At 66.9% G+C, this 22,894-nt stretch carries 20 protein-coding genes and 1 pseudogene; 8 read left to right on the forward strand and 13 right to left on the reverse strand.

The window, feature by feature from the left end; translation table 11 throughout:
• Positions 1 to 3: 3 nt before the first annotated feature.
• From purF to serA, 5 genes are read right to left on the reverse strand one after another with little or no spacing between them, the layout of a single operon-like run.
• Positions 4 to 1,473 carry an amidophosphoribosyltransferase gene (purF, locus tag ACXJJ8_RS04205; protein ID WP_499027131.1) on the reverse strand — a complete coding sequence of 490 codons (1,470 nt, stop codon included), beginning with the start codon at positions 1,471 to 1,473 and terminating at the stop codon, positions 4 to 6.
• 21 nt (positions 1,474 to 1,494) lie between these two features.
• The gene (locus ACXJJ8_RS04210; RefSeq protein ID WP_499027132.1) at positions 1,495 to 2,481 is read right to left on the reverse strand and encodes an SPOR domain-containing protein; all 987 of its coding nucleotides are present in this window, start codon (positions 2,479 to 2,481) and stop codon (positions 1,495 to 1,497) included.
• Between the two features lie 46 nt (positions 2,482 to 2,527).
• Entirely contained in the window at positions 2,528 to 3,820 is a 1,293-nt protein-coding gene (gene folC / locus ACXJJ8_RS04215) for a bifunctional tetrahydrofolate synthase/dihydrofolate synthase (protein WP_499027133.1), read from the reverse strand.
• Positions 3,820 to 4,464, reverse strand: coding sequence for a histidine phosphatase family protein (locus tag ACXJJ8_RS04220; protein ID WP_499027134.1), 645 nt, complete (start codon positions 4,462 to 4,464; stop codon positions 3,820 to 3,822). The genes folC and ACXJJ8_RS04220 overlap by 1 nt, the downstream gene beginning before the upstream one ends.
• 5 nt (positions 4,465 to 4,469) lie before the next feature.
• A complete protein-coding gene (gene serA / locus ACXJJ8_RS04225; protein WP_499027135.1) occupies positions 4,470 to 6,032 on the reverse strand; it encodes a phosphoglycerate dehydrogenase in 1,563 nt (520 codons plus the stop codon).
• A gap of 186 nt (positions 6,033 to 6,218) precedes the next feature.
• Between serA and ACXJJ8_RS04230 the strand changes: the two genes are divergently transcribed.
• Complete coding sequence (locus ACXJJ8_RS04230; RefSeq protein ID WP_499027136.1) at positions 6,219 to 6,617, forward strand: DUF3224 domain-containing protein; 399 nt, start codon at positions 6,219 to 6,221, stop codon at positions 6,615 to 6,617.
• A gap of 103 nt (positions 6,618 to 6,720) precedes the next feature.
• Here the strand turns inward: ACXJJ8_RS04230 and ACXJJ8_RS04235 are convergent.
• Positions 6,721 to 7,086, reverse strand: a pseudogene (locus tag ACXJJ8_RS04235) (DUF4440 domain-containing protein); the annotation flags it as partial.
• An 88-nt stretch (positions 7,087 to 7,174) separates the two neighbouring features.
• On the reverse strand, positions 7,175 to 9,316 hold the full coding sequence (locus ACXJJ8_RS04240) for a S46 family peptidase (RefSeq protein WP_499027137.1): 2,142 nt from the start codon (positions 9,314 to 9,316) through the stop codon (positions 7,175 to 7,177).
• Between the two features lie 106 nt (positions 9,317 to 9,422).
• Here ACXJJ8_RS04240 and tdh point away from each other — a divergent pair, with 106 nt between their 5' ends.
• Positions 9,423 to 10,445 (forward strand): L-threonine 3-dehydrogenase, encoded by a 1,023-nt coding sequence (tdh, locus tag ACXJJ8_RS04245; RefSeq protein WP_499027201.1) that lies wholly within the window; start codon positions 9,423 to 9,425, stop codon positions 10,443 to 10,445.
• A 64-nt stretch (positions 10,446 to 10,509) separates the two neighbouring features.
• Entirely contained in the window at positions 10,510 to 11,703 is a 1,194-nt protein-coding gene (gene kbl, locus ACXJJ8_RS04250) for a glycine C-acetyltransferase (RefSeq protein ID WP_499027138.1), read from the forward strand.
• Here kbl and ACXJJ8_RS04255 read toward each other — a convergent pair.
• The 4 genes from ACXJJ8_RS04255 to ACXJJ8_RS04270 all read right to left on the reverse strand — a co-directional run bounded on the left by ACXJJ8_RS04255 (position 11,693) and on the right by ACXJJ8_RS04270 (position 15,908).
• Positions 11,693 to 12,430, reverse strand: a complete 738-nt coding sequence (locus ACXJJ8_RS04255) for a pseudouridine synthase (protein ID WP_499027202.1) — start codon at positions 12,428 to 12,430, stop codon at positions 11,693 to 11,695. The genes kbl and ACXJJ8_RS04255 overlap by 11 nt on opposite strands.
• Positions 12,431 to 12,445: 15 nt before the next feature.
• Entirely contained in the window at positions 12,446 to 13,042 is a 597-nt protein-coding gene (locus ACXJJ8_RS04260) for a hypothetical protein (protein WP_499027139.1), read from the reverse strand.
• Between the two features lie 139 nt (positions 13,043 to 13,181).
• The gene (locus ACXJJ8_RS04265) at positions 13,182 to 14,291 is read right to left on the reverse strand and encodes an OmpA family protein (protein WP_499027140.1); all 1,110 of its coding nucleotides are present in this window, start codon (positions 14,289 to 14,291) and stop codon (positions 13,182 to 13,184) included.
• Between the two features lie 162 nt (positions 14,292 to 14,453).
• Positions 14,454 to 15,908, reverse strand: a complete 1,455-nt coding sequence (locus tag ACXJJ8_RS04270) for a bifunctional 2-methylcitrate dehydratase/aconitate hydratase (protein ID WP_499027141.1) — start codon at positions 15,906 to 15,908, stop codon at positions 14,454 to 14,456.
• Between the two features lie 159 nt (positions 15,909 to 16,067).
• On the opposite strand from ACXJJ8_RS04270, the gene ACXJJ8_RS04275 reads away from it, so the two are divergent.
• The 5 genes from ACXJJ8_RS04275 to ACXJJ8_RS04295 all read left to right on the forward strand — a co-directional run bounded on the left by ACXJJ8_RS04275 (position 16,068) and on the right by ACXJJ8_RS04295 (position 20,800).
• Complete coding sequence (locus ACXJJ8_RS04275; RefSeq protein ID WP_499027142.1) at positions 16,068 to 16,853, forward strand: DODA-type extradiol aromatic ring-opening family dioxygenase; 786 nt, start codon at positions 16,068 to 16,070, stop codon at positions 16,851 to 16,853.
• A 59-nt stretch (positions 16,854 to 16,912) separates the two neighbouring features.
• The gene (locus ACXJJ8_RS04280) at positions 16,913 to 18,967 is read left to right on the forward strand and encodes a 2,4-dienoyl-CoA reductase FMN-binding domain-containing protein (protein WP_499027143.1); all 2,055 of its coding nucleotides are present in this window, start codon (positions 16,913 to 16,915) and stop codon (positions 18,965 to 18,967) included.
• A gap of 53 nt (positions 18,968 to 19,020) precedes the next feature.
• Entirely contained in the window at positions 19,021 to 19,377 is a 357-nt protein-coding gene (locus ACXJJ8_RS04285) for a DUF1428 domain-containing protein (protein ID WP_499027144.1), read from the forward strand.
• A 251-nt stretch (positions 19,378 to 19,628) separates the two neighbouring features.
• On the forward strand, positions 19,629 to 20,087 hold the full coding sequence (locus ACXJJ8_RS04290) for a cell wall hydrolase (protein WP_499027145.1): 459 nt from the start codon (positions 19,629 to 19,631) through the stop codon (positions 20,085 to 20,087).
• 98 nt (positions 20,088 to 20,185) lie between these two features.
• Positions 20,186 to 20,800: a glutathione S-transferase family protein gene (locus ACXJJ8_RS04295; RefSeq protein ID WP_499027146.1), complete on the forward strand. Its 615-nt coding sequence runs from the start codon at positions 20,186 to 20,188 to the stop codon at positions 20,798 to 20,800.
• A 40-nt stretch (positions 20,801 to 20,840) separates the two neighbouring features.
• On the opposite strand, the gene prpC is transcribed toward ACXJJ8_RS04295, so the two are convergent.
• Together prpC and prpB are read right to left on the reverse strand one after the other, a co-directional pair.
• A complete protein-coding gene (gene prpC, locus ACXJJ8_RS04300; RefSeq protein WP_499027147.1) occupies positions 20,841 to 21,986 on the reverse strand; it encodes a bifunctional 2-methylcitrate synthase/citrate synthase in 1,146 nt (381 codons plus the stop codon).
• Positions 21,987 to 21,988: 2 nt separating this feature from the next.
• A complete protein-coding gene (gene prpB / locus ACXJJ8_RS04305; protein WP_499027148.1) occupies positions 21,989 to 22,876 on the reverse strand; it encodes a methylisocitrate lyase in 888 nt (295 codons plus the stop codon).
• Positions 22,877 to 22,894: the final 18 nt, after the last annotated feature.

Consider the following 22,894-nt stretch of genomic DNA (forward strand, 5'->3'; position numbering starts at 1 on the left):
GCGTCAGGACGCGATGCGGCGTTTCTTTTTCGCGTCGTCCGAGCGCAACTGGCGGATGCGTTCGAAATAGTCGGGGTCGATGCCCGTCACGTATTCGCCGCTGAAACACGAGCTGTCGAACTTGCGGCCGACATGCTTCGGCCCGGCGACGGCGGTCTCGAGATCGGCGAGGTCCTGGTAGATCAACCAGTCGCAGCCGAGCAATTGTTCGATCTCCGCCTCGGTTCGGCCGTGCGCGACGAGTTCGTCGGTGGAAGGCATGTCGATGCCGTAGACATTCGGATAGCGCACCGGCGGCGCGGCGGAGGCGAGATACACTTTCTTCGCGCCGGCGTCGCGCGCCATCTGCACGATCTGGCGCGAGGTGGTGCCGCGGACGATGGAGTCGTCGACAAGCAGCACGTTGCGGCCCCGGAATTCCAGCGGGATCGGATTGAGCTTGCGACGCACCGACTTCGCGCGCTCGCCCTGCCCCGGCATGATGAAGGTGCGGCCGACGTAGCGGTTCTTGATGAAGCCCTCGCGGTACTTCACGTTGAGCGTGTTCGCGATTTCCAGTGCGGCATCGCGCGAGGTGTCGGGGATCGGGATCACGACGTCGATGTCGTGGTCCGGGCGCAGGCGCAGGATCTTCTCGCCGAGCGTCACGCCCATGCGCATGCGCGCCTTGTGCACCGAGATGTCGTCGATCATCGAGTCGGGGCGTGCGAAGTACACGAACTCGAAGATGCACGGCGTCAGGTCGGACGGCGCGGTCTGTTGCGTGAACAATTCGCCGCGCGCGGTGATCACGACCGCTTCGCCGGGCGCGACGTCGCGCACGCGTTCGAAGCCGAGGATGTCCAGCGCGACCGATTCGGAGGAAACGCAGTATTCGTCGCCGCCGGCGGACGAACGCTTGCCGAGCACCAGCGGGCGGATACCGTGCGGATCGCGAAAGGCGACCAGGCCCAGGCCGAGGACCGCGCACACGACGGCGTAGCCGCCCTTCGCGCGACGGTTCACGCCTTCGACGGCCTTGAACACCGATTGCGGTGTCAGCGCCTTCTGGGTGTCGAGCTCATGCGCGAAGACGTTGAGCAGGACTTCGGAATCGGATTCGGTGTTGACGTTGCGACGGTCCTGTTCGAACACTTCGCGGCGCAGCGCGTCGGTGTTCACGAGGTTGCCGTTGTGCGCCAGCGCGATGCCGTAGGGCGAGTTGACGTAGAAGGGCTGTGATTCGTCCGCGCCTTCGGAACCGGCGGTGGGGTAGCGGCAGTGCGCGATGCCCACGCGGCCTTCGAGCAGCGACATCGATTGCGCGTCGAAGACGTCGCGCACCAAGCCGTTGCCCTTGTGCACGCGCAGCCGGTGGCGGTCGGTGGTGGCGATGCCCGCAGCGTCCTGGCCGCGGTGCTGCAGCACGGTGAGGCCGTCGTAGAGCTGCGCTGCGACTTCCGAGGTTCCGACGATTCCGACGATGCCGCACATGGATTGGGGATTCCTGACGCTTTAGGGATGCGGACGGACGACGCCATCCAGGCCGACTTTGCTCTTGACCTGCGCCTTGAGTTGGTCCGCTTCGGCGCGATTCAACACCGGGCCCACCCGGACGCGGGTGAGGGTTCCCTTGTCGGTGGACACCGCTTCGGTGAAGGCGCTGAATCCGGCGGCGCGCAGCTTGTCGCGCAGGGCGTCGGCATCGGCCGACTTGCTGAACGCGGCGAGCTGGACGGCGAACCCGGTCCCGGAAGCGGCGGGCACTGAGGCGACCGTCGGTTTCGGGGCGATGGTGCGCGGCGCGGGAGGCTTGGTCGTCGGCTTGGCGGCGGTGGCGACCGTCTTCGGCGGCGTGGCGGCAGCGACTTCGGCATCGAGCGCCACGACGCGCGGCGTCGCGGTGCCCTTGACCTTGGCCGCGCGCAAGCGCGCCTCTTCTGCCTGCGGACGCGTGGCGAAGGGACCGACGCGCACGCGCTGCACGGTCTTGCCATCGACGCTGCCCGCTTCACGAAACGCGGCCAGCCCGGCGGTGCGCATCGAACCGACGAGGGTGTCGGCGGCGCCGGCGCTGCCGAAGCTGCCGACGTTCACCGCGTAGTTGCCGCCCGCGGTCGGCGCGGGGTAGATCGCCGCGGGCGCCTGCGGTGCGGCGTCTTCGGGGAGCGTCTGGGTGGTCGTGGCCGTCGCGGCATCCTTGAGCGGGGCGCTCACGACCGTCGCCGGTGCTGCGGGCTTCACGCTCGCCGCGCTCGCGATCGCGGGCTGCGCCGGCGTGCTCTCCATCCCGAGCGCACCTTCGGCCGGCTCGCCTTCGGGCGCGACCAGCGGGAGGTCGCGGGTTTCGAACTCGCCTTGCGGTGCGGCCGGCGCTTCCAGCGGGACATCGGCCACGCCGCTTTCGGGCGCGGGCCCCTGGATCAGCATGGGAAGGAAGATCACGGCCAGCGCGACCAACACGGCTGCGCCGACGAGGCGCTGTTTCAGTGCGGGTTCCATCGAGAGGGCTTGGACCACGGCGACCGGGCGATGTTGCCGGCGGCAATTATAGCCTTCGCCCCGCGCCGCCTTCTGAACCCAGGGCACGCATCGCATCGGCGACGGTGTGGAACGAACCGAAGACCAACATCCGATCGCCCGGTCTCGCTTCCGCCAGCGCGGCCGCGAGCGCCGCCGAAACCGTGGCGTGGCGCGCGCCTTCCGCGGCCTGCGTGCCGGCAAGGCGTGCGGCGAAGGCCTCGACATCGGTGCCGCGCGGCCCTGCGTCGCCGATTCCGGCGAGCCACCAGGCATCGATGTGCGGGGCCAGCGCCGCGACCACACCCGCCGCATCCTTGTCTGCGAGCGCGGCGTAGACCGCCAGCGTGCGACCTTCGACGGACGTAGCGGCGAGCCATTGCGCCAGTGCGCGCGCGGCCTGCGGGTTGTGGCCGACGTCGAGGACGATGTCGATGCCGTCCTTGCGCAAGCATTGCAGGCGACCGGCCAGGTGCGCGCCCGCCACCCCTTCGCCGAGCGCCTCGCGCGTCATCGGGACATCGAGCGCCCGCAAGGCCGCGATGGCCGTCGCCGCGTTGCGCATCTGCACCGGCGCGGCGAGCGCCGGCATTGGCAGGTCGATCGCGAAATTGACTTCGCGCCAGCGCCAGCTTCCGTCATCGTTGGGTTCGAAGAAGAAATCGCAATTCGCGCGGATCGCGGAGGCGCCGATGCGATACGCGTGGCCGAGCACGCTCGACGGCGGATCGTCTTCGCCCAATACCAGCGGCTTCCAGCCACGCGCGATGCCGGCTTTCTCCTTGCCGATCGCTTCGCGGTCGTTGCCGAGCCAATCCTGGTGGTCGAGGTCCACCGTCGTGATCACTGCGACATCCGCATCGACGATGTTGACCGCATCCAGGCGCCCGCCGAGGCCGACTTCGAGGATTGCGAGATCCAGGCGTTCCCGATCGAACAACCACAACGCAGCGAGGGTGCCGTATTCGAAATACGTCAGCGGAGTGTCGCCGCGCGCGGCTTCGACGGCTTCGAAGGCATCGACCAGGTGCGCGTCGTCCGCTTCCGCGCCGTCGATGCGCACGCGTTCGTTGTAACGCAGCAGATGCGGCGAGGTGTAGGTGCCGACGCGCAGGCCAGACGCGCGCGCGATCGCTTCGAGGAAGGCGACCGTGGAGCCTTTGCCGTTCGTACCGGCGACGAGGATCGATTTCTCCGCCGGGGCGACTAGTTCCATGCGCTGCGCAACTGCGCGCACGCGTTCTAGCCCGAGTTCGATGGACTTCGGATGCTGGCGCTCGATGTAGTCGAGCCAGTCGTCCAAGGTGCGCTGCAGCGCCATCACAGCGCCCGGTGCACGGCTTCGCCGAACAATGCCGTGTGATGCGTCGCATCGTTCATGCGCACGATGTCCAGGTGATCGATGTCGTCGCCTTCGAGCAGATTCAGCGTCGTCGGCGCCTGGCGGAAGGTCCACAGGCGCGCCAGCGGCAGGCCCATCACCTTGCACAACAGCACGCGATTCACCGCATCGTGCGCGACGACGAGCAGGGTGTCCTGCGCCCCGAGGCCTTCGGCGGCGCGTTGCAACGCGGGCCACGCGCGGTCGACGACGTGCTGCAACGATTCGCCTTCGGGCATCAGGACTTCGTGCGGGGCGTGGCGCCATGCGTGCAGGCGGTCGGGGTCGCGTTCGCGGATCTCCGCGGCGAGCAGGCCTTCCCACGTGCCGTGCGCGATTTCCATCAGCCCGGCGTCGGTGGTGAGTTTCGCGACGCGATCTTCGCCCAGCGCGAGTTCGGCCGTGCGCAGCGCGCGCTTCAATGGGGATGCGACCGCGCGATCGATGTGGACGTGCCGCAGGCGTTCGCCGAGCGAACGCGCCTGCGCTTCGCCGACGTCGGACAACGGAATGTCTTCCTGGCCCTGGTAACGGCCTTCGGCATTCCACGCGGTTTCGCCGTGGCGGGCGAGCAGGATTTTCATTTTTGTCAGACCTGTTGCAGCGAAAGCACGCCGGGCGTGGCGCGCAGGGTGGCCAATTGCGCGTCGTCGAGCGGTTGGTCGACGGTGATGGCGGCGCGCGCCTGCCCGTCGCCGGCCGCACCGAGCGCGAAGTTCACGATGTTGATGCCCGCGGCGCCCAGTTGCGAACCGACGATGCCGATCATGCCCGGCCGGTCTTCGTTGCGCAGCAGCAACACATGGGCTTGCGGATCGAATTCGATCTCGACGCCATCCAGGCGCACGACGCGCGGGCCGCGGTGCAGGGTCGCTTCGATCTCGCGCACGCGGTCTGCGCCTTCCACGCGGATGCGCAGCAGGCGGTCGAACCCATCGCCGTCGCCGCCGATCGTTTCGGCCACGACCAGGCCGCGCGCATGGGCTTCCTGCAGCGCGTTGACGGGCGTGACCCGGCCGGAGTGCTGGCCGAGCAACGCGGCCACGAGCAGGCGCGTGAGCGGGCGCGTGTCGAGCGCGTCGGTGCGTCCGGCATAGGTCACGGTCAGTTGGGTGGGCGCGCGCACCAGGCGCGCTGCGAGGCGGCCCAGCGACGACATCAGTGGCATCCACGGGCCGACTTCGCGCGCGGCCTCCGCGGTGAGCGGCGGAAGGTTGACGCAACCGGCGACGGCGCCGGTGGCGACGAAATCGATCACCTGCCGCGCGAGGATCGTGCTGACCGCCTGCTGGGCTTCGCTGGTCGATGCACCCAGGTGCGGCGTGAGGATGAGCTTGGGATGCGGGCGAAGCGGTGAATCGCTCGGCAAGGGTTCGGTCGCGAAGGTGTCGAGCGCCGCGCCGGCGATGTGACCTTCGTCGAGCAGGCGCAACAGCGCAGCTTCGTCGACGAGCCCACCGCGCGCGGCATTGATGAGGTAGGCACCGGGCTTCATCGCGCGCAGCCGCGCTTCGGACAGCAGGTGCGTGGTTTCCTTCGTGCGCGGGATGTGCAGCGTGACGATGTCGGCCCACGCGAGCAGGTCGTCGAGCGACTTCAGCGGCACGCTGCCCTTCCCCGCCGCCGATGCGGGCAGGAAGGGATCGTAGGCCGCGACTTCCATCCCGATGCCCTGCGCCTTGCGCGCAACGGTGCCGCCGATGCGGCCCAGGCCGACGACGCCCAGGCGCTTGCCCTCGAGTTCGAAACCGGTGAGGCCCGCCTTCGGCCATTGCCCGGCTTTCATGCCCGCGTCGGCGCGCGGGATGTGGCGTGCGAGCGCGAACAACAGCGAGAGCGCATGTTCGGCCGCAGCGAGCGTGTTGCCGTCGGGTGCGTTCATCACCGCGATGCCCCTGGCCGTGGCGGCGTCGACGTCGATGGTGTCCACGCCCGCGCCGGCGCGGCCGATCACGCGCAGGCGTCGCGCATGTTCGAGCGCCGCGGCAGGTACCGGCGTTGCCGAACGGACGAGCAAGGCATCGACGTCGGCGAGGGCCGCGGCGAGGTCGTCGGGATTCTTGATGGGTTCGGCGACCGCGACATCCCAGCCCGCGAGCCGGAACAGCGCCAAACCGTCTTCATGGATGCCATCGCAGGCCAGGACTTTCATTCGCACGCTCCGGGTGTGGAAGGAGCGCGGACAACCTTGCGAGCCGGCGGAACGGATTGCGGGATCGGGCGCGGTGCGCCCGGTGGGACCAGTTGCGATGACGCGTGTCGGAAAACGGGGCCGGCTGGCATGGGAATCCGCGACGCCCGCAGCCTAACATGCGCTTCCCTCCACGGAGCAACTCCGATGACGCAGGCGAAAGGCACGTTCGAGGTCAAGCGCAGTGCACAACCGGCCGTCGACATGGGCGATGGCGTGGAGGCCGGGCATTTCCGTTTCGACAAGACTTTCGAAGGCCCGCTGCAAGCCACCAGCGTCGTGCACATGATGGCGGCGATGACCGCCACGCCGGGCTCGGGGTGTTATGTCGCGATCGAACGCGTCGTCGCCACGCTCGAAGGCCGCGGCGGCACGTTCCTCTTCCGCCACCTGGGCGTGATGGCGCGCGGCACGCCGTCGCTCGACCTGGCCGTGGTCCCCGACTCGGGCACCGACGGCCTCGCGGGATTGCAGGGGCGCATGGCCATCGACATCGTCGATGACCAGCACTTCTACACCTTCGATTACAGCCTGCCCGACGCCTGAGGTTCACTCCGGCTCGTGGATCGAGGGCATCGCCGAAGAATGGGTGGTTGGCGATCAGCCAGCGCTTGCCGTCGTGGACGTACACCAGGGTGTAACGCGCCTTGACGTGCCCGCCCTGCGCGAGCGCCAAGGTGTACACGCCGGAGTCGATCGCGGCGTTGCAACCCAACTGCACGTGGTGTTCGTCGACGCGGCCGACGGCCCGCTTCTGGTCGAACTTCGAGAAGTATTCGATGCGCTGGGCCCTGGTGTAGCGCGGCTTGTTCGACACGGCAGGCAGCAGGACGGCGTCGTCGGTGTACAGCGCGGCCAATTGCGCGGGCGTGCCCTTCATGGCCGTCGCGTTCCATGTCTCGAACAGTGCGACGACCTGCGCCCGGTCGATCTTCGCGCAGGTCACCGGCTTCGCGGCATGCGCCGCGAGCGGAAGCAGCAGGCCGGCGGCCACTGCGATTCGTAACAGGCGCATGGGGTGCTCCTCGTCGTGGGCCGGATGGCCCGTGCGAGAAGACTGGAGGCGCCCCGGGGGCGCGCTCCAGCAGAACTTTCTTGAATGCCTACTCGGCCGGAAGGTTCATTTCCTGCAACAAACCGGGCGCGGGATAGACCTTCGCCAGGAGCCAGCGCAGATAGCGCATGTCCACGTGGATCGCACGCTTGTAACGCGGGTCGTAATACCAGCTCGCACTCACCGCCTCCCAGTTGCTGTCGAAGTTCAGGCCGATGAGTTTTCCGTCCGCATCCAGCACCGGCGAGCCGGAGTTGCCGCCCGTGGTGTCCAGGTTGGTCATCAGGTCGACCGTCTGCGTCTTGAGGACGGGGTCGGCGGTGGTTCCGAAATCGCCTTTCGCGATCGCATCGAGCAGCGGCTTGGGCGCATCGAACGGCGCCTTTCCGGTGTGCTTCTCGACGATGCCCTGCACCGTCGTCAGCGGACGATAGTCGACGCCGTCGCGCGGCGACATCGGCGTGATCTTGCCGTAACTCACGCGCAGCGTGGAGTTCGCATCGGGGTACACCGCGCGGCCCTGTGATTTGCTGTAGGCACTCAGCGCACGCATGTAGGCAGGTCGCAGGCGCAACAGCTCGCCTTCGCGCTGCTTGCCCTCATCTTCGATGCGCAGGTATGCCGGCAACAGCGTTTTCGCGGCGACGAGCAGCGGGTCGGTGCTCGCCGCGACGTTCGCGTCCTGCAGCGTGCCCAGTCGCAGCGCTTCGTCGCCGAGCTTCGTGCCGGCGTACAGCGCGTCGAGTTTCGCCGTCGCGATTGCGTCGGTCGTGCCAAAGACCTCGTCGATTTCCGGCAGGCGCTGCGCGGCCGGCAGCGCGCGATATTGCGCGAGCAGGTGCGCGAGGATCGCCTTCTCCACCTTTGCGTCGTAGCGGCGCTGCACTTGCTTCAAGGCGCCGACGATCAAGGCTTCGTCGCGTTCCTGGTAACCCGATTCGCGCTCCGCATCGGGCTTGGCGCGTTCGATGGCGCGGCGTTGCACGGTGAGCGCGGCGCGCAGCAGTTGCGTCGAACCGCGGATCGAGGAAACGAGCTGGTCGCGGTCGCGCGTGGCCATCGCATCGGCCAGCAGCAACTGCGCGGCATCGATGTCCTTGCGTGCGGTCGCACCGTCGGGCTGTTTGTCCAACCAGGCGAGCAACGCGGCTTCCTCGGTATTGCGCACGCGCACCGCGTCGCTGCGGCGCAGGCCGTCGAGTTCGCCCTGCGCGCGCTTGAGGTTGTTCTTCATCGACTGCACCTGCGAGGCGTACGCGACCTGCGCGGTCTTGTCGCCCTTCGCGGCGGCGTCGATCGTGTCGATCAGCCCGTCGAACAGCGCCACGCGCGAAGGCAGTTGCCATTCGATCTGGTTCTTGAACTCCGAGGCCATGCGATGGCGATACGTGATGCCCGGGTAGCCGGCGAGCATCGCGAAGTCGCCCTGTTGCACGTCGCGCGTGGACACCTGCAGGTGCGCGGGCGGCGCGTAGGGCACGTTGTCCGGCGCGTAATCGGCCGGCTTGCCGTCCTTGCCGACGTAGGCGCGCAACAACGTGAAATCGCCCGAATGGCGCGGCCACATGAAGTTGTCGACCTCGTCGCCGTAGTTGCCGATGGCGTCGGGCGGCGCGTACACGAGGCGGATGTCGCGCAGTTCGAGTTGCCTGATGAGGTAGAAGTCGCTGCCGTAATCCATGTTCGCGACGCTGCAGCGCGTGCCGGCCTCGCGTTCGCAATCGGCGACGACGGCCTTGGTGGCGGCGTCGATCGCGTCGAAATACGCGCGGCCCTGTTTGCCGCGCGCGTTTCCGAGGATGCGATCGGTGATGCGGTCGAACCCGGTGGTCACCAGCACGCGGAAGTCGGGATTGGCCGGAAGTTCGCCGGCGCGGTCGGCCGCGATGAAGCCGTCGTGGATGAGGTCGCGATCGGGCTTGGCGTTGTATTGGATGACGCCGAACGCCACGTGGTGGTTGGTCAGCACCAGGCCGTCCTTCGACACGAAGGCGCCGGTGGCGCCGCCCACCTTCACCACCGCGTTCATCGGCGCGCGGGTGAGGTCGGCCAGTTGCGCGGGATCGCCCTTGTAGCCCGCGGCCTTGAGCTGCGTGGCGATGTCGGGCAGTTGCGAGGGCATCCACATGCCTTCGTCGGCCTGGGCGGTTGCTGCGCAGAGCAGCAGGGGTGCAAGCAAGCGACGGCGCATCGGCAAGGCGATCCTGGCGGGTGAACGGTCCGCGAGTATAAGCGGCCGTCCGGCGGCCTATAATTCCAGCCTTCTTCCGTACGGTTGCGGGCTCGACATGACGATGATGAAAGCGCTGGTGAAGCGCGAAGCCGGCAAGGGCATCTGGATGGAACAGGTGCCGGTGCCGACCCCGGGCCCCAACGAGGTGCTGATCCGCCTGGAGAAAACGGCGATCTGCGGCACCGACCTGCACATCTACCTGTGGGACGAGTGGAGCCAGCGCAACATCAAGCCCGGCCTGGTGATCGGCCACGAATTCGTCGGCCGCATCGTCGACCTCGGCCCGGGCGTCACCGGTTACAAGATCGGCCAGCGCGTGTCGGCCGAAGGCCACATCGTGTGCGGCCATTGCCGCAACTGTCGCGCGGGCCGCCAGCACCTGTGCCCGAACACGGTCGGCATCGGCGTCAACCGGAATGGCGCGTTCGCCGAATTCATCGTGATGCCGGCCAGCAACCTGTGGCCGATCCCCGATCAGATCCCGAGCGAACTCGCCGCGTTCTTCGACCCTTACGGCAACGCCGCGCATTGCGCGCTGGAGTTCGATGTCGTCGGCGAGGACGTGCTGATCACCGGCGCGGGCCCGATCGGCATCATCGCCGCGGGCATCTGCAAGCACATCGGCGCGCGCAACGTGGTGGTCACCGACGTCAACGACTATCGCCTCAAGCTCGCCGCCGACATGGGCGCCACGCGCGTGGTCAACGTGTCGAACACCAGCCTCAAGGACGTGATGGCCGACCTGCACATGGAAGGCTTCGACGTGGGCCTGGAAATGAGCGGTAACCCGCGCGCGTTCAACGACATGCTCGATTGCATGTACCACGGCGGCAAGATCGCGATGCTGGGCATCATGCCCAGGGGCGCAGGTGCCGACTGGGACAAGATCATCTTCAAGGGCCTGGTGCTGCACGGCATCTATGGCCGTCGCATGTACGAGACCTGGTACAAGATGACGCAGCTCGTGCTCGGCGGTTTCCCGCTCGGCAAGGTGCTGACGCACCAGTTGCCGATCGACGATTTCCAGGAAGGCTTCGAATTGATGGAATCGGGCAAGGCCGGCAAGGTCGTGCTGAGCTGGAACTGATCTTCATGCGAGTCCCTCGCACGAGCCCGCACATCCATGTGCGGACTTTCCAAGGAAAGCCGTAATGTCGTTAACCGATCGCTACGTCCGCACCCTCGACGAAATCCGCGACGCCGGCCTTTTCAAGTCCGAGCGCATCATCACCAGCCCGCAGTCGGCGGAGATCACGCTCGCCGACGGGCGCACCGTTCTGAATTTCTGCGCGAACAACTACCTCGGACTGGCGGACCATCCCGACGTGATCGCCGCGGCCAAGGACGCACTCGACACGCACGGCTTCGGCATGGCCAGCGTGCGCTTCATCTGCGGCACGCAGGACCTGCACAAGCAGCTCGAAAAGACGATCGCGGACTTCTTCGGCACCGAAGACACGATCCTCTACGCCGCATGTTTCGACGCCAACGGCGGCTTGTTCGAACCACTGCTCGACGAAAACGACGCCATCATCTCCGACGCGCTCAACCACGCCTCGATCATCGACGGCGTGCGCCTGTGCAAGGCCAAGCGCTATCGCTACGCCAACTGCGACATGGCCGACCTGGAAGTCCAGCTCAAGCAGGCGAAGGCCGACGGCGCGCGCACGATCATGATCACCTCCGACGGCGTGTTCTCGATGGACGGCTTCATCGCGCCGCTCGACGAGATCACGGCGCTCGCACAACACTACGGCGCACTGGTGCACATCGACGAATGCCACGCCACCGGGTTTCTCGGCCAGACGGGCCGGGGTTCGGCCGAGGTGAAGGGTGTCCTGGAGAAGATCGACATCTTCACCGGCACGCTGGGCAAGGCGATGGGTGGCGCGCTCGGCGGCTTCACCACCGCGAAGCGTGAAGTCATCGAACTGCTGCGCCAACGTTCGCGGCCCTACCTGTTCTCGAATTCGTTGCCGCCGCACGTGGTGGCCGCGGGGATCAAGGCCTTCGAGATGCTGTCGTCGGCAGGCGAACTGCGCGATCGATTGGCGGAGAACACGCGTTACTTCCGCGAACGCATGACGCAGGCCGGGTTCGACATCAGGCCGGGCGTGCACCCCATCGCACCGGTGATGCTGTACGACGCGCCGCTTGCGCAGAAGTTCGCACAACGGCTGCTCGAGGAAGGCATCTACGCGATCGGCTTCTTCTTCCCCGTCGTGCCGAAGGACAAGGCGCGCATCCGCACGCAGATCAGCGCGGCGCATACGCGCGAACACCTGGATCGTGCGATCGATGCGTTCGTTCGCATCGGCAAGGAACTGAGCGTCCTCAAGGGATAAGGGCGTCGATTTCCGCGGGCGTCAATTCGCGCCAGGCGCCTTTGGCCAATTCGCCGAGTTCGAGTGGGCCGATTGCGACGCGCACCAATCGCAACACGTCGATGTTCAAAACCGCCAGCATCCGCCGGATCTGGCGGTTACGGCCTTCGTCGAGGACGATGTCCAGCCACGCGGTGCGTTCTCCGGTTCGGAGCACCGTCGCGGATTTCGCGCGCAGGGTATCGCCTTCGTCCTCGACGCCGTCATCGAGCGCCGTCAGCAACGCCTGATCGGGGATCGCATCGATCTGCACGTGATAGCGCTTGTCCGGGCCCGTCGCCGGATCGGTGATGCGCGCGGCCCACGCGGGATCGTTGGTGAACAGCAGCAGCCCTTCACTCGCCTTGTCGAGCCGGCCGACGGGCGCGAGCCAGGGCAAGTCCGCGCCGTCGAAGCACCGATACACCGTATCGCGCCCGCGCTCGTCGCGCGCGGTGGTGACCAGGCCGCGGGGTTTGTTGAGTACGACGACGCGGCGCGCGGGTGATTCGTCCAGCGCGCGACCGTCGAGCGCGATGCGATGGCGGCCGGCGATCGTGGGGAACTCGGGGTCGCGCACGATGCGCCCGTCGACGCTCACGCGGCCTGCGCGAATCCATTCAGCGGCTTGCGTGCGCGAACACACGCCGCGCTTTGAGAGCGCGCGTGCGAGTCCGTGCCGGGTGGTCGCGGGATTGGCCAGCGGGATGTCGGGCGGCTGCGATCAGGGCGTGGCGGGCGGCGGCGACGTCGTGCCGGGAGGCGTGCCGGGCGGCGTGCCCGCAGGCGTTGCGTTCGGCGTCGCGGGATCGGGCGTCGTCGTCGCAGGCACAGCGGTCGACGATGCGGGGGCAGGCGCGGCGGCAGGGGCGGCGCTGCCGCCCTTCGCGACGCGCACGCCGCGCGCCTTCATCCACTGGTCGAATTCTTCGGCCGTCATGCGCTTGCCGTTCTGGTTCATGTCGAACCGCCACGGCGTGTTGTCGAATTGCGTGGCCGGCTTGTAAGTCGACGGATCGATCACGCCACTGGCCGGGGATGCGGCGGGCGCTGCGTTCGCGATGCTGCGGCAGCCTTCGAGCTTGAGCCGGAACAGCACGTTGTCGACGGTCTGCGACTCATCGTAGGCCTGCGCGAGCACGCCGGTCGGCGCGCCGAGCTGGTGGCTCGGTACGGTGAGTTCGGGGGCGAGCGCAGGCAACACCGTCGGCTGGATGGGCAGCGCACGCGGCGCCGAGGCCAGGGTGCAGTTGTTCTGCGCGTGGACCATGCCCGACAACGCGAACAATCCCAAGGCAACGAGTGTGTATCGCATGGCCATCTCCGTCAGTTCCATCGGAGTGTAGGCACCCCGTCGGTGTGGAACAACCGGATCAGGACACATCGCGTGTGATCGGCGTAGAAAAAAAAGAAGCCCGGCGTTAGCCGGGCTTCTTCGTGTTGCGTGGAACGCGTCGAACTTAGTTCTGGACGTTCAGCTCGGTGCGGCGGTTGCGCGCACGGCCTTCCGGATTGTCCGAACCGTCGTCGTTCGTGTTCGGCGCGATCGGGCGGCTTTCGCCGAAACCGTTCGGGCCGACCAGGCGAGCGGCATCGACGCCGTTGCTCGTCAGGTAGTCGTACACCGCCTTGGCGCGACGCTCCGAGAGCTTCTGGTTGTAGGCGTCGGAACCGACGGAGTCGGTGTGGCCGGCGACTTCAACCTTCAGTTCGGGATAGCGCTTCAGGATTTCGGTGGCTTCGCCGAGGATCGCGACGGCGTCCGGACGCAGCGTCGACTTGTCGAAGTCGAAGTTGACGCCCTTCAGGTCGATCGTGACCGGCACCGGGCAGCCGTCCGGACCGATGGTCTGGCCAGCCTGCGAACCGGGGCACTTGTCGTCGCAGTTGTTGACGCCGTCACCATCGTCGTCCGCATCGGCGCACGACGGGGCCGCCGGGGCCGGGGCAACCGGCGCTGCCGGCTCCGGACCGAGGGCCACGGTCAGGCCGACCGAAGCGAGGATATCGGTGAAGTAGTCTTCCTGCTGCTGGGCCGGACGCGCCTGGATGTCGTCGAAATCGATGCGCGTACCGACTTCCGTGCGGAGGTCGACGCGGCCGAAATCGAACTGCAGGCCGGCGCCGAGGTTCAGCGCGGCGTTGTTGTCCGAATGCTCGGCCGGGAAACCGCCGTCCGGCGTACCGAACGCAGGGTCGCGGATGAACTCTTCTTCATGACGCTGCCAGCCCAGGCCCATGCGGACGTAGGGCCACCACTTCGCGTCGGCGCTGCGGAAGTGGTAACGGGCATCGGCCGAGGCGCCGTACTGGCTCCACCAGAGGTTCGGATTCGACTGCTTGTCCGGGTTCTGGTAGTTCAGTTCGAAGTCGACCGACCAATTCGGGTTCAGGAACTTGCCGAAGCCGAGGGTGCCGAAGATGGAGTCTTCGGTGTCACGGTCCGTGTCCTGGAAGTTCACGCCGGTGGAACCTGCGACGTACCAACGGTCGTCGAAGGACTGCGCGGCGGCCGCCTGCGCGACGCCAAGGCCACACAGAAGCGCGGCGCAGAGGAGTTTCTTGTTCATGTTCAGCTCCTTGATCAGGGTAAAGAAACCAATCGCTTTTTCAATTCAAGACGGCCGCGATCCGCACGGCATCCAGGCCAACTTAATTCGGGGCGCATGAAGGCCTTGTTAACGCTAGCATAACAGTTGGTGGGTGCCAACCCTCTGCGAGGCGGCCGAATCTTACACCCGGTAAAGGTTCATGAAGTCCGAGATGGACATCGCTTCCAGTTCCGCCGGCTTCCCGGCCAGGGCCATCAGCCGGTCCGCCGACGCCGCCGGGAGGTGCGCCCGGATGGCGGCCTGGAACTTTGCCATCAACACGGGGATGCCTTCGGCACGACGTTTCCGGTGTCCGATGGGGAAATCGATCGACACCTTCTCCGAGCTCGAGCCGTCCTTGTAGAACACCTGCACCGAGTTGCCGATGTAGCGTTTTTCGGGGTCGAAGTAGTCCTTCGTGAACTGCGGGTTCTCCTTCACCACCATCTTCGCGCGCAGCGCGTCGATGCGGGGGTCGGCCGCGACGTCGTCGTTGTAATCGTCGGCGGTCAGGCGCCCGAAGATCAGCGGGACGGCCACCATGTACTGGAGGCAGTGGTCGCGATCGGCGTAGTTGGCCAGCGGGCCGGTCTTGTCGATGATGCGGACGCCGGCTTCCTGGGTTTCCATCTCGATCCGCTCGATGTCCTCGATCCGGCCCTTCACCTGCGGATGCAACTGCATCGCGCATTCCACCGCGGTCTGCGCGTGGAATTCGGCGGGGAAGGAGATCTTGAACAGGACGTTCTCCATCACGTAGCTACCGAAGGGCCGCTCGAACTCGAAGGCCTTGCCCTTGAAGGCGACGTCGTAGAAGCCCCAGGTCTTCGCGCTGAGCGCGCTGGGGTAGCCGACGACCTGCTTCTCCACTGCGTTCAGCGCGTGGGTGACGGCACGGCGGCAGGCATCGCCCGCGGCCCAGCTCTTGCGCGGGCCGGTATTCGGCGCGTGGCGGTAAGTGCGCAGCACGCCGTTGTCGATCCACGAATGCGAGACCGCCGTGATGATTTCGTCCTTCGTGCCGCCGAGCATCGCGGTGGCGACCGCGGTGGAGGCCAGGCGCACGAGGATCACATGGTCCAGGCCCACGCGGTTGAACGAGTTCTGCAAGGCATAGACGCCCTGGATTTCGTGCGCCTTGATCGCCCAGCCGAGCACGTCGCGCACGGTGATCTTCTTGCCCGAGTCTTCGCGCAGGGCCTTGCGGTTCAACCAGTCGGCGACGGCGAGGATGGCGCCGAGGTTGTCGGACGGGTGGCCCCATTCGGCCGCCAGCCAGGTGTCGTTGAAGTCGAGCCAGCGCACGAGGGTGCCGATGTTGAAGGCCGCCTGGACCGGATCGAGCTCGTAACCGGTGCCCGGCACCACGGCGCCGCCGGGGAGCGTCGCGCCCGGCACGATGGGGCCGAGGTGCTTCACGCAGCCCTCGAACTTCATCGCGAGCATCGCGCAGGCGAGCGAGTCGAGCAGCATGTGGCGTGCGGTGTCGTACGCCTCCTGCGAGCCGATCGTGTAATCGATGACGTAGTCGGCGATGTCGACCATCGGCTGGTCGGGATTCGGGCGAACGGCGGAACGAACGTCGAAGTGGCTCATGCGTAGGCGGTCGGCGGAGGGAAGCCGGGCATTTTGCCAGACGGCGACGCGTTTCACGGCCCGACTATCGGTCTGGGCGGCCCCGCGTTGCAGGGATGCAACGCACCGACGCAGCCGCCCGGGTTGGTCGGAGGCGCTTGCGCGCGCATCTTCGAACGCATGGACAAGCCCTTGCCGACACTCTTTCTCTCGCACGGCTCGCCGATGCTGGCCGTGCAGGATTCGCCCGCCGGTCGCTTCCTGGATGGCCTGCGCCAACGATTGCCGACGCCACGTGCGATCGTCGTCGCGTCCGCGCACTTCACGGCCGCGCCCACGCACGTCGGCGCCGCCGCGCTGCCGCGCACCATCCACGACTTCGGCGGCTTCCCGCCCGAACTGTATGCATTGCGCTATCCGGCACCGGGTTTGCCGGTCCTCGCGCAGGCGATCGCGAAGACGATCAACGCCGCCGGCCTTCCGGTTCGCATCGCCTCCGACCACGGCCTCGACCACGGCGCCTGGGTGCCGCTGCTGCGCATGTTCCCGGAGGCCGACATCCCGGTCGTGCCGATCTCGGTGGATCCGCGCGGCGATGCGCGGGCGCACATCGCGCTGGGTCGCGCGTTGGCGCCGCTGCGGAACGACGGCGTGCTGGTGATCGGTTCCGGCGGCTTCGTGCACAACCTGGGCGACCTGGACTGGCACCGGCCCGACGCACCGCTCGCACCGTGGGCGGCGGCGTTCGCCGACTGGATGCGCGAACGCCTGCGCGCCAACGACCCGGACGCACTCGCCGATTGGGAGGAACGCGCGCCGAACGCGAGGCGCGCGCACCCGACGGTCGAACATCTCATGCCGCTGTTCGTCGCCCTCGGCGCCGCGGGCGGGGCCCCGACGATGCGTCACCTGCACCAGTCGCACGAGCTCGGGACGCTGGCCCTGGACGCGTTCGCGTTCGAATGACTTGAGCGGTACGACGAATGCGGGCATGGTTCGCCCATCCCGTACGCCGGCGTATGCGCATGTCCGCCCTGCCCTCCGAGTTCCCGCCCGCCGTCGAGGCCAGCGCCTACCCACAGCTCTTCCGCCCGCTCGACCTCGGGTTCGCGACGCTGCGCAACCGCATCCTCATGGGCTCGATGCACACGGGCCTGGAGGATCGCGCGCGCGATTTCCCGAAGCTCGCGGCCTACCTCGCCGAGCGCGCTGCCGGCGGCGCGGGGCTGATCGTCACCGGCGGCTTCGCGCCGAACATCGTGGGTTGGCTCAAGCCCTTCGCCGGCAAGTTGTCGTGGCGCCATGAAGTGCGCCCGCACCGCCAGGTCACGCAGGCCGTGCACGCGCACGGTGCGCACATCTGCCTGCAGTTGCTGCACGCAGGGCGTTACGCGTACCACCCGCTGTCGGTCGCGCCGTCGAAACTGCAGGCACCGATCAATCCGTTCACGCCGCGTGCGTTGTCTGCACGTGGTGTCGAACGGCAGATCGCGGCGTATGTGCGCGCGGCGGTGTTCGCACGCGAAGCGGGGTACGACGGCGTGGAACTGATGGGATCGGAAGGCTATCTGATCAACCAGTTCACCGTTGCGCGCACCAACAAGCGCGCAGACCGCTGGGGCGGCGATGCGGCGCAACGCATGCGCTTCGCGGTGGAAATCGTGCGACGCGTGCGCGAAGCGTGCGGCCCCGATTTCATCCTGGTGTATCGCCTCTCGATGCTCGACCTCGTTGACGGCGGCGGCGATTGGCGCGAGATCGTGCAGCAGGCGCAGGCGATCGAAGCCGCGGGTGCGACGCTCCTCAACACCGGCATCGGCTGGCATGAAGCGCGCATTCCGACGATCGCCACGTCCGTGCCACGCGCAGCGTTCGCCAGCGTCACCGCCAAACTGCGCCCGCACGTGCGCCTGCCGTTGATCGCCACCAATCGCATCAACATGCCCGATGTCGCCGAAGCCGTGCTCGCGGCGGGCGGCGCCGACATGGTGTCGATGGCGCGCCCGCTGCTCGCCGATCCGCAATGGCCGAACAAGGCGCGTGCGGGGCGCGCCGATGCGATCAACACCTGCATCGCGTGCAACCAGGCGTGCCTGGACCACGTGTTCGAAAACAAGCGCGCAAGTTGCCTGGTGAATCCGCGCGCGTGCGCGGAGACCGAACTGGTGCCTGCGCGCGCGGTGGTTCCACGCCGCATCGCCGTCGTCGGCGCGGGGCCAGCGGGGCTTGCATGCGCGACGGAAGCGGCCGCGCGCGGGCACACCGTACACCTGTTCGATGCCAGCGATGCGATCGGCGGGCAGTTCAATCTCGCACGGCGCATTCCGGGGAAGGAAGAGTTCGCCGAGACGCTGCGCTACTTCCGCAATCGCATCGCCGAGACGGGCGTGGCCTTGCATCTGCAAACGCATGTCGACGCAGATGCGTTGAAGGATTACGACGCCATCGTCGTCGCCACCGGCGTGCTTCCGCGCGCGGTGTCGTTCCCCGGCGCCGATCACGCGAAGGTCGTCGGCTATGCGGACGTGATCGAAGGACGGGTGACTTGCGGTCCGCGCGTCGCACTCATCGGCGCGGGAGGCATCGGGTTCGACGTCGCCGAATTCCTCGTGCACGAAGGCGCGTCGCCTTCGCTCGATCCGCATCGGTGGATGCGCGAATGGGGCGTCGATCCGACATTCGAAACGCGCGGCGGGCTCACGCCTGCGCATCCGCAGCCGCCGGCGCGCGAAGTCTGGCTGCTCCAGCGAACGGAAGGCCGCCCCGGCGCAAGGCTCGGTAAAACGACCGGGTGGATACATCGCGCCACGTTAAAGGCCAAGGGCGTGCACATGCTGGGCGGTGTCGACTATCTCGGCGTCGACGACGCGGGCCTGCGCATTCGCATCGATGGTGAAGAACGCTTGTTGCCGGTGGACCATGTCGTGGTCTGCGCGGGGCAGGAGCCGCGTCGCACCTTGTTCGATGCGTTGCCGCAGGCTTCGGGCAACGTGCATGTCATCGGTGGCGCCGATGTCGCGGCCGAACTCGACGCCAAGCGCGCGATCGCACAGGGCACGGCGCTGGCAGCGAAGCTTTAACACTGCGCGTCGTAGGCTTCGCGGCCTGCCCCCGACCGCAGGAGTGCCGCCCCATGTACGTCGATGGTTATGTCCTGGCCGTGCCCGAAGAGAACCTGGCCGCCTACCGCAGGATGGCCCGCAAGGGCGGTGCGATCTGGATGGAATACGGCGCGCTCGAGTATCGGGAGAACATCGAGGACGACGTGCAGCCCGGGAAGCACACCAGCTTCCCGCAGGCGGTGAAGCGCAAGCCCGGCGAGCTCGTCGTGTTCTCGTGGATCGTCTACAAGTCGAAAGCCCAGCGCGACCGTATCAACGCCAAGGTCATGAAAGATCCACGCCTGGCCGAATTCGCGAATCCGAAGAATCTCCCCTTCGACGGCAAACGCATGTTCTGGGGCGGGTTCAAGCCGCTCGTGTCACTTTGAGCTAGCGCATTCACATTAAAAACACAAGCAAATCCGCAACTTACGAAATCGGTTCAGGGTTCGTTGGGAACGCGATCGTTAACGTGCGCACACTTTCACGCCCCGCCGTCAGATGCGGGGCACCCTCGCGACCCGCCTTCCCAAGGGCCGCGTTCGGGCAAAGGCAGCCATTAGAGCCGCCGCCCTCCCCAGTACGCCATGTCGCAGGGCCCTCCCGGGCCGGCGGCGCAACGGAGCAAGGAGTCCGACGAATGAAGCTGGCATGGATCCTCTGGCTGTCGCACGTGTTGCCGCAGCCTGCCGCCGACTCGCTGTGCCTGAGTACGACCGTGTACCTCGAGGCGCGCGACCAGTCGCCCCTCGGGCAGCAGGCTGTCGCCGAAGTGGCCCTGCGCCGCCGCGACAGCGGCCTCTGGGGCGACAACCTCTGCTCGGTGGTGACCGCGAAGAAGCAGTTCGCACCGACCATCGTGCCCGCCGACACGCGGCTGCGTGGTGGGCAAGCGTGGTCGAACGCGGTGAACGTCTCGCTGCAAGCGCAACGCAACTGGGCACTGCCGCTCGCGCAGCGCCACGAAATCGTGCCCGGCGCGAGCCACTTCGCCGCGCACGACATCGCCACGCCCGTGTGGAGCAATGCGTTCCAGGTCGCAAAGATCGGCGATCACACCTTCTATCGCGTGCAGACGCTCAAGCCGCGCCACGGTTGAGTTGTTGTTGCATGCAGGCGGCCACACTGTTGCCGCGCGCGTGATTGCCGTTTGATGCAACGCTGGGGATCATGGCGGCCTGCCTTGAAGGAGTCGCCATGAAGCTCTACTACACGCCCGGCACGTGCGCACTGTCCGACCACATCGCATTGGAGTGGATCGGCCAGCCCTTCACGGCGCAACTGGTGACACGGGAGGAACGCGGGCAACCCGAATATCTCGCGATCAATCCCGCGGGCGCGGTGCCTGCGGTGAAGCTGGATGACGGCAAGGTGTTGCTGCAGAACGTCGCGATCCTGAACTACCTCGCCGATGCATTCCCCGAGGCGAAATTGGGCGGCGATGGTTCGCCCGAATCGCGCGCCACGGTCAATCAGTGGCTCTCGATGGTCAATGCCGACGTGCATCCGCAGTTCCATGCCTTCTTCGGCAAATACGATTTCCTCGGCGATGCGAAGGCGATCGAAGCGCTCCAGGACAACTCGCGCAAGAACCTGCGGAAACTTTACGAGCGCATCGACGCGCAGCTCGACGGCAAGCAATGGCTGGCGGGCGCTCGCTCGATCGCCGATCCCTACCTGTTCGTGACGACGCGTTGGGCGAAGGCGACGGGCGTCGATCTGTCGGGCCTGGACAACCTGCACGCGCACTTCGACCGCATGCACAAGGATCCGGGCGTGCGGAAGGCGATGGAGACGCAGGGACTGGCATGAAAAAAGGCCGCGCAATCGCGCGGCCTTTTGCTTTCTTCGATCAGCGCTTTTCGATCGGCACGTAGTCGCGATCGTCCGGCCCGATGTAGTTCGCGCTCGGGCGGATGATCTTGCCGTCCTCGCGCTGCTCGATCACGTGCGCCGACCAACCGGTCGTGCGTGCGACGACGAACAGCGGCGTGAACATCGGCGTCGGGATGCCCATCATGTGGTAGGCCGACGCGCTGTACCAATCCAGGTTCGGGAACATCTTCTTCATGTCCCACATCAGCGTTTCGATGCGCTCGCTGACGTCGAACAAGGTCGGGTTGCCGCCCTCCGCGCACAGCTTGCGCGAGAGTTCCTTGATGATCGGGTTGCGCGGGTCGCCCACGGTGTAGACCGGGTGGCCGAAGCCGATCACGATTTCCTTGCGCTCCACGCGCGCGCGAATGTCGGCTTCCGCCTCATCGGCGGTCGCATAGCGCGAAATGATGTCCATCGCGACTTCATTCGCGCCGCCGTGCTTCGGGCCGCGCAGCGCGCCGATCGCACCGGTGATGCACGAGTACATGTCCGAACCGGTGCCTGCGATCACGCGACCGGTGAACGTCGAGGCGTTGAACTCGTGCTCGGCGTACAGGATCAGCGACTTGTCGAGCGCATCGGCATGCAGCTTCGACGGGGGCTCACCGTGCAGCAGGTGCAGGAAGTGGCCGGCGACGTTGTCGTCGTCGGTTTCCACGTCGATGCGGCGGCCGTTGCGCGTGAAGTGCCACCAGTACAGCAGCATCGACCCGAAGCTGGCGATCAGCCGATCGGCGATGTCGCGCGCCTCCGGCGCCGGGTGGCCTTCGCGCTCGGGCAGCACGGTACCGAGCACCGAACAACCGGTGCGCATGACATCCATCGGATGCGCATTGGCGGGAACGAGCTCCAGCGCTTCCTGCACGATGGCCGGCAGGCCACGCAGGCGCGCAAGCTTGGTCTTGTAGGCCTTGAGCTGCGATGTCGTCGGCAGCGCACCGTGCACCAGCAGGTGCGCGACTTCCTCGAAGGTCGACTTCGTCGCCAGGTCCTTGATGTCGTAGCCACGGTAATGCAGGTCGTTGCCGCTGCGGCCGACCGTGCACAGCGCGGTGTTGCCCGCGGCGGTGCCGCTCAGTGCGACGGACTTCTTGGCCTTGGGGAGCACTTGTTCGCTCATGGTCATCCCTTCTTTTCTTGCGAAAACAATGCGTCGAGCTTGTCTTCGTACGCGTGGTAACCGAGGAAGTCGTACAACTGCGCGCGTGTCTGCAGCGTATCGACGATGTTCTTCTGCGTGCCTTCGCGGCGCACGGTTTCGTAGAAGTTCAGCGCGGCCTTGTTCATCGCGCGATATGCGCCGCAGCAATACAGCGCGATGTCGACGTCCGCACCGCGCAGCTCATCGGTGGTGAAGAACGGGGTGGACCCGAACTCGGTGAGGTTGGCCAGGATCGGCACCTCCACCGCGGCCTTGAAGCGCTTGTAGTCGGCGAGCGTGTTCATCGCCTCGGGGAAGATCATGTCCGCGCCGGCTTCGACGTAGGCGCACGCGCGATCGATCGCCGCATCGACGCCTTCGACCGCCGCGGCGTCGGTGCGCGCCATGATCACGAACGATTCGTCCGTGCGCGCGTCCACCGCGGCCTTGATGCGATCGACCATCTCGTCCTTCGTCACCACTTCCTTGCCGGGGCGATGCCCGCAACGCTTCTGCCCGACCTGGTCTTCCAAGTGCACGGCGGCGACGCCGACATTGATGAAGGAACGGATGGTGCGCGCGATGTTGAACGCGCCGCCCCAGCCGGTGTCGATGTCGACGAGCAGCGGCAGTTGCGTGGCATCCACGATGCGCCGTGCATCGACGAGCACGTCTTCCATCGTGCTGATGCCCAGGTCCGGCACGCCGAGCGAATTGGCGGCGACGCCGCCGCCGGAGAGATACAGGGCCTTGTAACCCGTGCGCTTGGCCATCAGGCCGGCGTAGGCGGTGATGGCACCCATCACCTGCAGCGGGATTTCGTCGCGGACGGCGCTGCGGAAGCGGGCACCGGCGGAAAGTTGCGTCATGTCATGCATCCACAAGTG

It is taken from the genome of Lysobacter sp. P5_C4 (assembly GCF_054049695.1).

Bases quoted from the DNA above. Each gene is read 5' to 3' on its own strand.
- ACXJJ8_RS04220 (WP_499027134.1), bottom strand. From the start codon at position 4,464: ATGAAAATCCTGCTCGCCCGCCACGGCGAAACCGCGTGGAATGCCGAA.
- ACXJJ8_RS04265 (WP_499027140.1), bottom strand. From the start codon at position 14,291: ATGAACAAGAAACTCCTCTGCGCCGCGCTTCTGTGTGGCCTTGGCGTC.
- ACXJJ8_RS04260 (WP_499027139.1), bottom strand. From the start codon at position 13,042: ATGGCCATGCGATACACACTCGTTGCCTTGGGATTGTTCGCGTTGTCG.
- ACXJJ8_RS04290 (WP_499027145.1), top strand. From the start codon at position 19,629: ATGAAGCTGGCATGGATCCTCTGGCTGTCGCACGTGTTGCCGCAGCCT.
- prpC (WP_499027147.1), bottom strand. From the start codon at position 21,986: ATGAGCGAACAAGTGCTCCCCAAGGCCAAGAAGTCCGTCGCACTGAGC.
- ACXJJ8_RS04270 (WP_499027141.1), bottom strand. From the start codon at position 15,908: ATGAGCCACTTCGACGTTCGTTCCGCCGTTCGCCCGAATCCCGACCAG.
- ACXJJ8_RS04280 (WP_499027143.1), top strand. From the start codon at position 16,913: ATGTCCGCCCTGCCCTCCGAGTTCCCGCCCGCCGTCGAGGCCAGCGCC.
- ACXJJ8_RS04240 (WP_499027137.1), bottom strand. From the start codon at position 9,316: ATGCGCCGTCGCTTGCTTGCACCCCTGCTGCTCTGCGCAGCAACCGCC.
- tdh (WP_499027201.1), top strand. From the start codon at position 9,423: ATGAAAGCGCTGGTGAAGCGCGAAGCCGGCAAGGGCATCTGGATGGAA.
- ACXJJ8_RS04275 (WP_499027142.1), top strand. From the start codon at position 16,068: ATGGACAAGCCCTTGCCGACACTCTTTCTCTCGCACGGCTCGCCGATG.
- ACXJJ8_RS04285 (WP_499027144.1), top strand. From the start codon at position 19,021: ATGTACGTCGATGGTTATGTCCTGGCCGTGCCCGAAGAGAACCTGGCC.
- prpB (WP_499027148.1), bottom strand. From the start codon at position 22,876: ATGACGCAACTTTCCGCCGGTGCCCGCTTCCGCAGCGCCGTCCGCGAC.
- folC (WP_499027133.1), bottom strand. From the start codon at position 3,820: ATGGCGCTGCAGCGCACCTTGGACGACTGGCTCGACTACATCGAGCGC.
- purF (WP_499027131.1), bottom strand. From the start codon at position 1,473: ATGTGCGGCATCGTCGGAATCGTCGGAACCTCGGAAGTCGCAGCGCAG.
- ACXJJ8_RS04230 (WP_499027136.1), top strand. From the start codon at position 6,219: ATGACGCAGGCGAAAGGCACGTTCGAGGTCAAGCGCAGTGCACAACCG.
- ACXJJ8_RS04295 (WP_499027146.1), top strand. From the start codon at position 20,186: ATGAAGCTCTACTACACGCCCGGCACGTGCGCACTGTCCGACCACATC.
- kbl (WP_499027138.1), top strand. From the start codon at position 10,510: ATGTCGTTAACCGATCGCTACGTCCGCACCCTCGACGAAATCCGCGAC.
- ACXJJ8_RS04210 (WP_499027132.1), bottom strand. From the start codon at position 2,481: ATGGAACCCGCACTGAAACAGCGCCTCGTCGGCGCAGCCGTGTTGGTC.
- serA (WP_499027135.1), bottom strand. From the start codon at position 6,032: ATGAAAGTCCTGGCCTGCGATGGCATCCATGAAGACGGTTTGGCGCTG.